Origin of the sequence: Microbacterium sp. ZW T2_14, from assembly GCF_044987405.1 — a bacterium.
Lineage (GTDB): Bacteria > Actinomycetota > Actinomycetes > Actinomycetales > Microbacteriaceae > Microbacterium.
Genome location: NZ_JBJDRK010000095.1, coordinates 1 through 8,615, shown reverse-complemented (window position 1 = coordinate 8,615; position 8,615 = coordinate 1). Strand labels below are relative to the sequence as shown.

Genomic DNA, 8,615 nt, shown 5'->3' with positions numbered 1-8,615 from the left:
GCGTACCGTGCGGGGCGCGCCGAGCCCGCGCGACGCCCAACGAGTCAGCCGACGGGGCTGTGCTGGGCGACGAGCTCGCGCTTGAGCACCTTGCCGCTCGATCCCAGCGGCAGCGACGGTACGACGTGGACCACGCGCGGGTACTTGTAGGCGGCGATCCGATCGCGGACGAACGCCACGACCTCCGCAGGCTCGAGCTCGACGCCCTCGTGCGCGACCACCGCAGCGTGCACCTCCTGGCCGCGGACGTCGTCGGCGACGCCGAACACGGCCGCCAGGGCGATGCCGGGATGCCGCGCCAGCACCGCCTCGACCTCGGTGGGGTAGACGTTGTAGCCCGACCGCACGATCATGTCCTTCTTGCGGTCGACGATGGTGAGCACCCCGTCGGTGTACGTACCGAGGTCTCCGGTGCGGAACCACCCGTCGACGACGGCGGCGGCCGAGGCATCCGCTCGGCCCAGGTAGCCCTTGAACAGGTTGTGGCCGCGCACGACGATCTCGCCGAGCGCGTCGGGCTCCTCGAGCAGCACCACCGATTCCTCGACCTCCGGGTCGGCGATCGCCACGTCGACGCCCCACAGCGCACGGCCGACGGTCCCCGGCCGGATCGGCTGGTGCAGCGGGTTCGACGACACGGTCGGCGCGGTCTCGGTGAGCCCGTATCCCTCGTGCACGTCGGCGCCGAACGCGTCGCGGAAGGCCTCGAGCACGGCGACGGGCAGCGCCGCACCGCCCGAGACGGCGTAACGCAGCGGGGGTCTGGCCGGCGAGCGGCGGGCCGCTTCGAGCATGCCGACGTACATCGTCGGCACGGCGGTGAACACCGTCGCGCCGAGGGCGGTCGTGAGGGCGAGCGCTTCGTCGGCGTCGAATCGGGGGAGGAGGATGACGGATGCCCCGACCCGCAGCGCGATGTTCATCACCGCGGTCTGGCCGAAGGTGTGGAACAGCGGCAGCCCCCCGAACACGATGTCGTCCGGCCCCAGATCGAACGCGTCGATGAGCGTGGTGTGCACCTGCTCGACGATGGACAGGTGCGAGCCGACGGCGCCCTTCGGCGTGCCGGTCGTGCCGCTCGTGTAGAGGATGGTGGCGGCGTCCAGCGGCGAGACCGACTCGTGACGCGCGATGGGGGAGGCCGCTGCAGCCTCCGCCTCGAGGCGCGGCAGGTCGACGCCCCCACCGGCGGGCAGCAGGACGGTGACCACCGGCACGCCCGCCGCCGTCGCGGCCGGTACGGCCTCGCCGAGCAGCGGGGCGGCGACGATCAGCACATCGGCGCCGGAATCGCGCAGCACATAGGCGATCTCGTCCGCCTTGAAGAGCAGATGCACCGGCACCACGATCGCGCCGAGCGACAGCGCCGCGTAATAGACGCGCGCGAAGTCCGGCACGTTCGGCACCAGCATCGCGACCCGGTCGCCCCGGCCGATGCCACGGGCCCGCAGCGCACCCGCGTAGGCGCGCGTCTGGTCCCACAGCTCGCGGTAGGTGGTCGTCGTGCCGGCGAAGTGGAACGCGGGCCGGTCCGCGTGGCGGACGGCCGATTCGGCGAGGATGCTCGCGACAGACAGGGTCGCGAATCCCGCGCCGTCGATCGCGGGGTCGGGCTGGTGGTGGGTCATCGCTGTCTCCTTCGACATCGGTTTCTCGGGGAACGGGATGCCGCGGCATCCCGTTCCGTCAGCCGCGCAGCTGTGCGCGACCCAGGCCGGCCAGGTGCACCTCGTCGGGACCGTCGGCGATGCGCAGCGACCGGATGCCGGCGTAGAGCTCGGCGAGAGGGGTGTCGGACGAGACGCCGGCCCCGCCGTGGAGCTGGATGGCGCGGTCGATGATCTGCTGCACCGCGCGGGGCACCGCGATCTTGATCGCCTGGATCTCGGTCATCGCGTGCTTGTTGCCCACGGTGTCCATGAGCCACGCGGTCTTGAGCACGAGCAGGCGCAGCGCCTCGAGCTGGATGCGGGCCTCGGCGATCCATTCCCGCACGACGCCCTGCTCGGCGAGAGTGCGACCGAACGCGTGCCGCGACGACGCACGCTCGATCATCAGCGCCAGCGCCCGCTCGCCCATGCCCAGGGCGCGCATGCAGTGGTGGATGCGCCCCGGCCCGAGCCGGGCCTGCGCGATCGCGAACCCGTCGCCCTCGCCGGCGATGAGGTTCTCGGCGGGGACGCGCACCTCGTCGAACGCGATCTCGGCGTGGCCGCCGTGATCGCGGTCGTCGTAGCCGAACACGCTCAGCGGGCGCACGATGCGCACCCCGGCCGTGTCGCGGGGCACCAGGATCATCGACTGCTGACGGTGGCGGGGGGCATCCGGATCCGTCTTGCCCATGACGATGAAGACCGCGGCGTCGGGGTTCATCGCGCCGGTCGACCACCACTTGCGACCGGTGATCACGAAGTCGTCGCCGTCACGGCGGATGCGGGTGCCGATGTTCGTCGCGTCGGACGACGCCACTTCGGGCTCGGTCATGCAGAATGCCGAACGGATGCGGGCGTCGAGCAGCGGTTCGAGCCAGCGCTCCTTCTGTGCGGGGGTGCCGAAGTCGTTCAGCACCTCCATGTTGCCGGTGTCGGGGGCGGCGCAGTTGAACGCCGCCGGAGCGAGGCGCGGGCTCCACCCGGTGATCTCGGCGACCGGCGCGTACTGCAGGTTCGTCAGCCCCGCGCCGGCGTCGCCGGAGTGCTGACCGGGGAGGAACAGGTTCCAGAGCCCCTGCGCCCGGGCCTTCTCCTGGAGCTCGCGCACCACCGGGCGGACGGTCCAATCGTCGGGCGTCGCGGCCAGCTGCTCGTCGAGCACGGGCTCGGCGGGGAGCACGTGTTCGTCGAGGAACGCCCGCGCCCTCTCGGTGTAGTCGCGCGTCGTCGCGTCGGGGGCGAAATCCATCAGCGCACCTCCAGTCCCTTCTGTGCGAGCGGCTCGACGAGCGCGCCCATCCGGTCGAAGCCTTCGCCGACGGTGTCGCCGGCCTGGAAGCGGTAGTGGATCCCCTCGAGGATCACCGCGAGCTTGTACGCCGCGAAGGCGCGGTACCAGCGCAGATCCGGGATGCCGATTCCCGCGCGCTGTGCGTACACCTCGACGAGCTCGTCGAACGACGGGTAGCCGGCGGCGGGGTCCACGGCACTCGGCACCGCGCCGGCGAAGCCGCCCGGCAGGTCGGAGATGTCCCAGTAGAGCGCGAAGATGCCGAGGTCGACGAACGGGTCGCCCAGCGTCGCCATCTCCCAGTCCAGGATGGCCGAGATGCGCGGGTCGTCGGCCGCGCCCACCACGAGCGCATTGTCGAGCCGGAAGTCGCCGTGGACGATCGCGGTGCGCGAGGAACGCGGCATCCCGTCGGCCAGGGACTCCTGCAGCGCATCGAGCGCCGGGGTCGCCCGCGACCGGGAGGCGTCGAGCTGGCGCCGCCAGGTCGAGAGCTGTCGGGCGAGGTAGCCGTCGGGGCGGCCGAAGTCGGCGAGGCCGACGGCAGCGGAGTCGACCGCATGCAGGTCGGCGAGGCAGTGCACCAGGTCCATGCTGAGACCGCGGAGCCCGGCGGCGGTGTAGGCGGAGTTCTGCGAGGGCCGGGCGAGCACCACACCGGGGGCTCGCTCCATGACGAAGAAGACGGTGCCGGTGACGCGGCCCGCCGCCGTGTCGTCGACGACGTCGACGGTGCGGGGGACAGGGACGTCCGTATCCGCGAGCGCCGAGATCACGCGGTGCTCGCGCCGCATGTCGTGGGCGCTCGAGAGCACGTGCCCGAGGGGAGGGCGCCGCACGATGAGCGGGATGCGCGCCCCGTCGATCGCGTACGTGAGGTTGCTGCGGCCGCCCGCGATCACCGCCGCGGTGAGCTCGTCGGCGGCGAGGTCGGGGTGCGCCTCGCGCAGCCATGCGGTCAACCCCGCGACATCCAGTCCCGGAACACCGGTCATCCTCGACCCCTTCCCCGTCCCCGTCGGCGGGGTGGTGGACTCAGCATACCGGATGGTCGGTTTGTTGCGTGCATCGTCCGATCGCAGATGCTGCGGGGCTCACTCGCCGGCGAGCAGTCGGTCCTCGATGGCGGAGCGGACGGACGCCGGCACGGGCGTCGGGCGCCGGGTCGCGGCATCCACGAAGACGTGCACGAAGCGGCCGGTCGCGATCGGATCGTTCTCTCCGGCGCGGAGGATGCTGAGCGCCCAGGTGACGCTGGTCGTGCCGAGTCGCTCGACGCCGACGCCGACCTCGAGCGACTCGGGGAAGCCGGCCGACGCGCGGAACTCGCACGACGAGGCCGCGCAGAGCGCGATCGCGTCGCCGCCGAGGGGATCGAGGCCGCCGTCGCGGATCATGAAAGCGTTCACCGCGGTGTCCATCGCCGCGTAGTAGACGGTGTTGTTGAGGTGCCCGTACTGGTCGTTGTCGTTCCACCGGGTGGGGAACGGCTCGCGCACCGGGTAGACGACGCCGGCGGCCGTGCTCATTCGCCGACCCGCAGCATGAGGCGGAACGCGACCCGGGCCCGCTCGGCGCTCGGGGTGTCGCCCGAGATGAGGTCCGCGTACGTGAACGACTCCGACAGGCGTACGAGGATGTAGGCGAGCTCGGCGGGCGTGATCGCACCGCCGAGCGGTGCCTCGCCGAGGTCGCGGCGCACCAGCCAGTCCGCCGTCGCGACGTACCGGCGCTGGATCGGGCTCTCCTTCGTCGTGAGCAGTCGCAGGGCGCGTGCCGGCTCACGGCGCAGGAACGAGCGGAAGTAGTCGGCCGTGATGAGGTCGTCGACGAAATGCGTGAGGATGCCGGCGACCCGCTCGCCGCCCTCGAGGGCGTTGCACGCGTGCTCGGCCTGCACCAGCGTCGGGATCGCGAGCGACCACAGCACCTCGCTCAGCAGCGCATCGCGGTTGCCCACCCAGCGGAAGAGCGACGTGCGGTCCACGCCCAGCCCGGCGGCCAGGGCCGTCATGTCGATACGGCGCCCCGAGATGAGCGTGGCGCGCGCCGCCTCGAAGGCGCGCTGGGCGTCAGGATGTGCGCCGCTCGCCAGGCGCTCCGACAGCCACGAGGGCGCGGCATTCGTCCCCACACCCGAGATGGTGGCGGGGGTGGTCGCCGCGGCCGCGGCTGCCGGTGAGTTCATGCGGGAACTCTACCGCTCGGGCCTTCGAAGTCTGCAACGTTTCTGAAAGTGTTGTGCAACGTTCTGAAAAGTGATGCATACTCGTCGGACGACCACCGAAGGAGAGACGATGACGTTCACCTTGACCGAGCCGCAGGAGCAGGAGGCGGCGCTCGGCGCTCCCGCGGACGTGCTCGACGCCGACTTCTACGAATTCCAGAACCTTCTCACGGATGCCGAGCAGCAGGCCCTGCGCGAGATCCGCGACTTCCTCGAGACGGAGGTGCGGCCGTTCGCGGACGACCACTGGGATCGCGCCGAGAGCCCCCGCCACCTCGTGCCGCGGATCGCCGAGCTGGGGCTGTACGGCAACGCGTTCCCCGAGACGCGCACCTTCGAGAACAGCAACGTCTTCCGCGGCTGGGTCGCGATGGAGATCTCGCGCGCCGATCCGTCGACGGCCACCTTCATCGGCGTGCACAGCGGGCTCGCGATGACCTCGATCGCCGTGGGCGGGTCGGACGAGCAGCGCGCCGAATGGCTGCCCGTGCTCGCGCGCGGCGAGCAGATCGCGTGCTTCGGGCTCACCGAGCCCGGCCACGGCTCCGACACGGCGAAAGGGCTCGAGACGACCGCGGAGCGCCGGGTCGGGCCAGACGGCAGCGACGAGTGGGTGCTCAACGGCGCCAAGCGCTGGATCGGCAACGGCGCATTCGCCGACGTCGTCGTGATCTGGGCGCGCGACGTCGCGGATGAGCAGGTCAAGGGCTTCCTCGTGCGCACCCCCTCGGTGGGCTACGAGGCGACGAAGATCGAGCGCAAGCAGTCGCTGCGCACGGTCGAGAACGCCGACATCGTGCTCACCGACGTCGTGGTTCCCGAGCGGGACCGGCTGCAGCGCATCGACGGGTTCCGCGATCTGGCCGTCGTGCTGCGTCTCACGCGCGCACAGGTCGCGTGGCAGGCGCTCGGCGTCGCGGTCGGGGCGTACGAGTGCGCGGTCGCCTATGCGAAGGCGCGCGTGCAGTTCGGCAAGCCGATCGCGTCGTTCCAGCTCGTGCAGCAGAAGCTCGCCGACGCGCTCGCCAACATCACCGCCTGCATCGGCATGTGCGTGCGCGTCTCGCAGCTGCAGGACGAAGGAGTCCAGAAGGACCACCACTCCGCCATGGCGAAGGCGTTCGTGAGCGCGCGCGTCCGCGAGACCGTGGCCCTCTGCCGCGAGATCTGCGGCGGCAACGGGGTGCAGCTCGGGGGCCAGGAGCAGCTGGGCATCCCCGCCGGGTACGGCATCGCCCGCTACTTCGCCGACGCCGAGGCGGTGTACACGTTCGAGGGCACGTACGACATGAACTCGCTCATCGTGGGCCGCGCCATCACCGGCATCGCCGCTTTCGTCTGACCCGTCCCACGTCTGTTCTGCCGCCGGCGCCGTGCCGCGGCTGGGCCCACGCGCGGGAGGCTCCGCGCAGCGCGCCAGCGCCGCGTGGAGGGGCGTGGGGACCGCTTCCTCCGAAGGAGAATCATGACCGAGGCCTACATCGTGGCCACCGCGCGCTCGCCGATCGGGCGCGCGCGCAAGGGATCGCTCGTCGACGTGCGACCCGACGACCTCGCGGCGCGCATGGTGGGCGCGGCGCTCGACAAGGTGCCCGGACTCGACCCGGCGCGCATCGACGACCTGCTGCTGGGCTGCGGTCAGCCCGCCGGCGAGCAGGGCTTCAACCTCGCGCGCATCGTGGCGGTGCTGCTGGGGTGGGATGCCGTGGCCGGCGCGACCGTCAACCGTTACTGCTCCTCGTCGCTGCAGACGACGCGCATGGCGTTCCACGCGATCAAGGCCGGCGAGGGCGACGTCTTCGTCTCGGCGGGTGTCGAGTCGGTGTCGCGGTACGGCGCGGGGGCATCGGATCTTCCGACGGCGGTCAACCCGGCGTTCGCGGCGGCGCTCGAGCGCACCGCGGCGAGGTCGGCCGCGGGCGCGGAACCGTGGACGGATCCGCGGGTCGACGGAGCGCTGCCAGACCCCTACATCGCGATGGGCCAGACGGCCGAGAACGTCGCGCAGGTGCACGGCGTGACCCGCGAGGAGCAGGATGCGTTCGCGGCGAGGTCGCAGCAGCGGGCCGAGGCGGCGATCGCGTCGGGCTTCTGGGAGCGCGACATCACGCCCGTCACGCTCGCCGACGGCACGGTCGTCGCGGCGGACGACGGCCCGCGCGCGGGTGTCACGGTCGAGGGGCTCTCGGGGCTCGAGCCCGTTTTCCGGCCCGACGGCACGGTGACCGCCGGCAACTGCTGCCCGCTCAACGACGGTGCGGCGGCGGTCGTGGTCGTGTCGGAGCGCGTGGTGTCCGAGTTGGGACTGCAGCCGCTCGCCCGCATCGTGTCGACAGGTGTCTCGGGGCTCTCACCGGAGATCATGGGGCTCGGACCGGTGGAAGCGTCGCGTCGCGCCCTGGCGCTCGCGGGGCTTTCGATCGACGACATGGACCTCGTCGAGATCAACGAGGCGTTCGCCGCGCAGGTGATCCCGTCGGCGCGCCAGCTCGGCGTCGACCCGGAGCGCCTGAACGTGCACGGCGGTGCGATCGCCGTCGGCCACCCGTTCGGCATGACCGGTGCGCGCATCACCTCCACGCTGATCAACGGCCTCGCGGCGACGGGGGGCCGGTACGGCCTCGAGACGATGTGCGTGGGCGGCGGTCAGGGCATGGCCATGGTGCTGGAACGGGTCTGAACTGAGGCGGCGTGGATGGGTCCCGGTCGTGAGCGAGCGAGGACGCTTCGTCTCGTCGCTGGCGCTCCTCGCTCAGCGACCGACTCGCGAGACGAAACGCGCAACCCGGTCGTTGAGCGAGCGAGGACGCTTCGTCTCGTCGCTGGCGCTCCTCGCTCAGCGACCGACTCGCGGGACGAAACGCGCAACCCGGTCGTTGAGCGAGCGAGGAACGAGCGAGACGAAACGCGGGCGCGGACGTCAGCCGGTCGGCGCTCCGGTTCCTCCACAAGCGCTTCTCTCGGCTTCTGCAGCACACTTGTCCACAGCCTTGTTTCGGCGCCTGATCTGGGACTTCGGATGTCGGTGGCCCTCGTCAGAATGGGGGTATGCCGAACCTCGCCGATGCTCTCACGGAGCTCGGCGACGCGCTCGCGAAAGTGACCGCGGCAGCGGTCGCCGAGGGTGGGTTGCGGGGTGTGAATGACGCCGGCGTGCTCGGCGCGCTGGCGGCGGCGGGCCGGATCCGCCGGCACGCGGAAGCGGTGATGGTGGAGGCGGTCGCGGTGATCACCGACCGCGATGGCGGTGTCGGTCACGCGGACTGCATCACGACGCGGTACGGATGCCGCACCATGAGCGAACTCGTGCAGCGCGCCACACGGGTGTCGCGGCGCACCGCAGGCGAGGTCATCGCCGCCGCGGGTGCGGTGCAGCAACAGGTTGCGCTGTCCACGGGGGAGGTGTTGCCGGCGCAGTTCCCCGCCATGCGGGCCGCGTTCGCGG

Annotated in this window: 7 protein-coding genes and 1 pseudogene; 3 read left to right on the top strand and 5 right to left on the bottom strand. The window is 71.6% G+C overall.

Annotation, left to right across the window (positions count from 1 at the left end; genetic code table 11):
• Positions 1 to 44 precede the first annotated feature (44 nt).
• The 5 genes from ACI3KY_RS19565 to ACI3KY_RS19545 form a co-directional block, all read right to left on the bottom strand.
• The gene (locus ACI3KY_RS19565) at positions 45 to 1,628 is read right to left on the bottom strand and encodes an AMP-binding protein (protein WP_404931797.1); all 1,584 of its coding nucleotides are present in this window, start codon (positions 1,626 to 1,628) and stop codon (positions 45 to 47) included.
• Positions 1,629 to 1,686: 58 nt separating this feature from the next.
• Complete coding sequence (locus ACI3KY_RS19560; RefSeq protein WP_404931796.1) at positions 1,687 to 2,901, bottom strand: acyl-CoA dehydrogenase family protein; 1,215 nt, start codon at positions 2,899 to 2,901, stop codon at positions 1,687 to 1,689.
• Positions 2,901 to 3,938: a phosphotransferase family protein gene (locus tag ACI3KY_RS19555; RefSeq protein WP_404931795.1), complete on the bottom strand. Its 1,038-nt coding sequence runs from the start codon at positions 3,936 to 3,938 to the stop codon at positions 2,901 to 2,903. Before ACI3KY_RS19555 ends, ACI3KY_RS19560 begins: the two co-directional genes overlap by 1 nt.
• A 99-nt stretch (positions 3,939 to 4,037) precedes the next feature.
• On the bottom strand, positions 4,038 to 4,472 hold the full coding sequence (locus tag ACI3KY_RS19550; RefSeq protein WP_404931794.1) for an acyl-CoA thioesterase: 435 nt from the start codon (positions 4,470 to 4,472) through the stop codon (positions 4,038 to 4,040).
• Positions 4,469 to 5,131, bottom strand: coding sequence for a QsdR family transcriptional regulator (locus tag ACI3KY_RS19545; RefSeq protein WP_404931793.1), 663 nt, complete (start codon positions 5,129 to 5,131; stop codon positions 4,469 to 4,471). The genes ACI3KY_RS19550 and ACI3KY_RS19545 overlap by 4 nt, the downstream gene beginning before the upstream one ends.
• A gap of 109 nt (positions 5,132 to 5,240) precedes the next feature.
• Between ACI3KY_RS19545 and ACI3KY_RS19540 the strand changes: the two genes are divergently transcribed.
• The 3 genes and pseudogenes from ACI3KY_RS19540 to ACI3KY_RS19530 form a co-directional block, all read left to right on the top strand.
• Positions 5,241 to 6,512: an acyl-CoA dehydrogenase family protein gene (locus ACI3KY_RS19540; protein ID WP_404931792.1), complete on the top strand. Its 1,272-nt coding sequence runs from the start codon at positions 5,241 to 5,243 to the stop codon at positions 6,510 to 6,512.
• A 123-nt stretch (positions 6,513 to 6,635) separates the two neighbouring features.
• Entirely contained in the window at positions 6,636 to 7,850 is a 1,215-nt protein-coding gene (locus ACI3KY_RS19535) for an acetyl-CoA C-acetyltransferase (protein ID WP_404931791.1), read from the top strand.
• Between the two features lie 368 nt (positions 7,851 to 8,218).
• Positions 8,219 to 8,615 (top strand): annotated as a pseudogene (locus ACI3KY_RS19530) (HNH endonuclease); the annotation flags it as partial.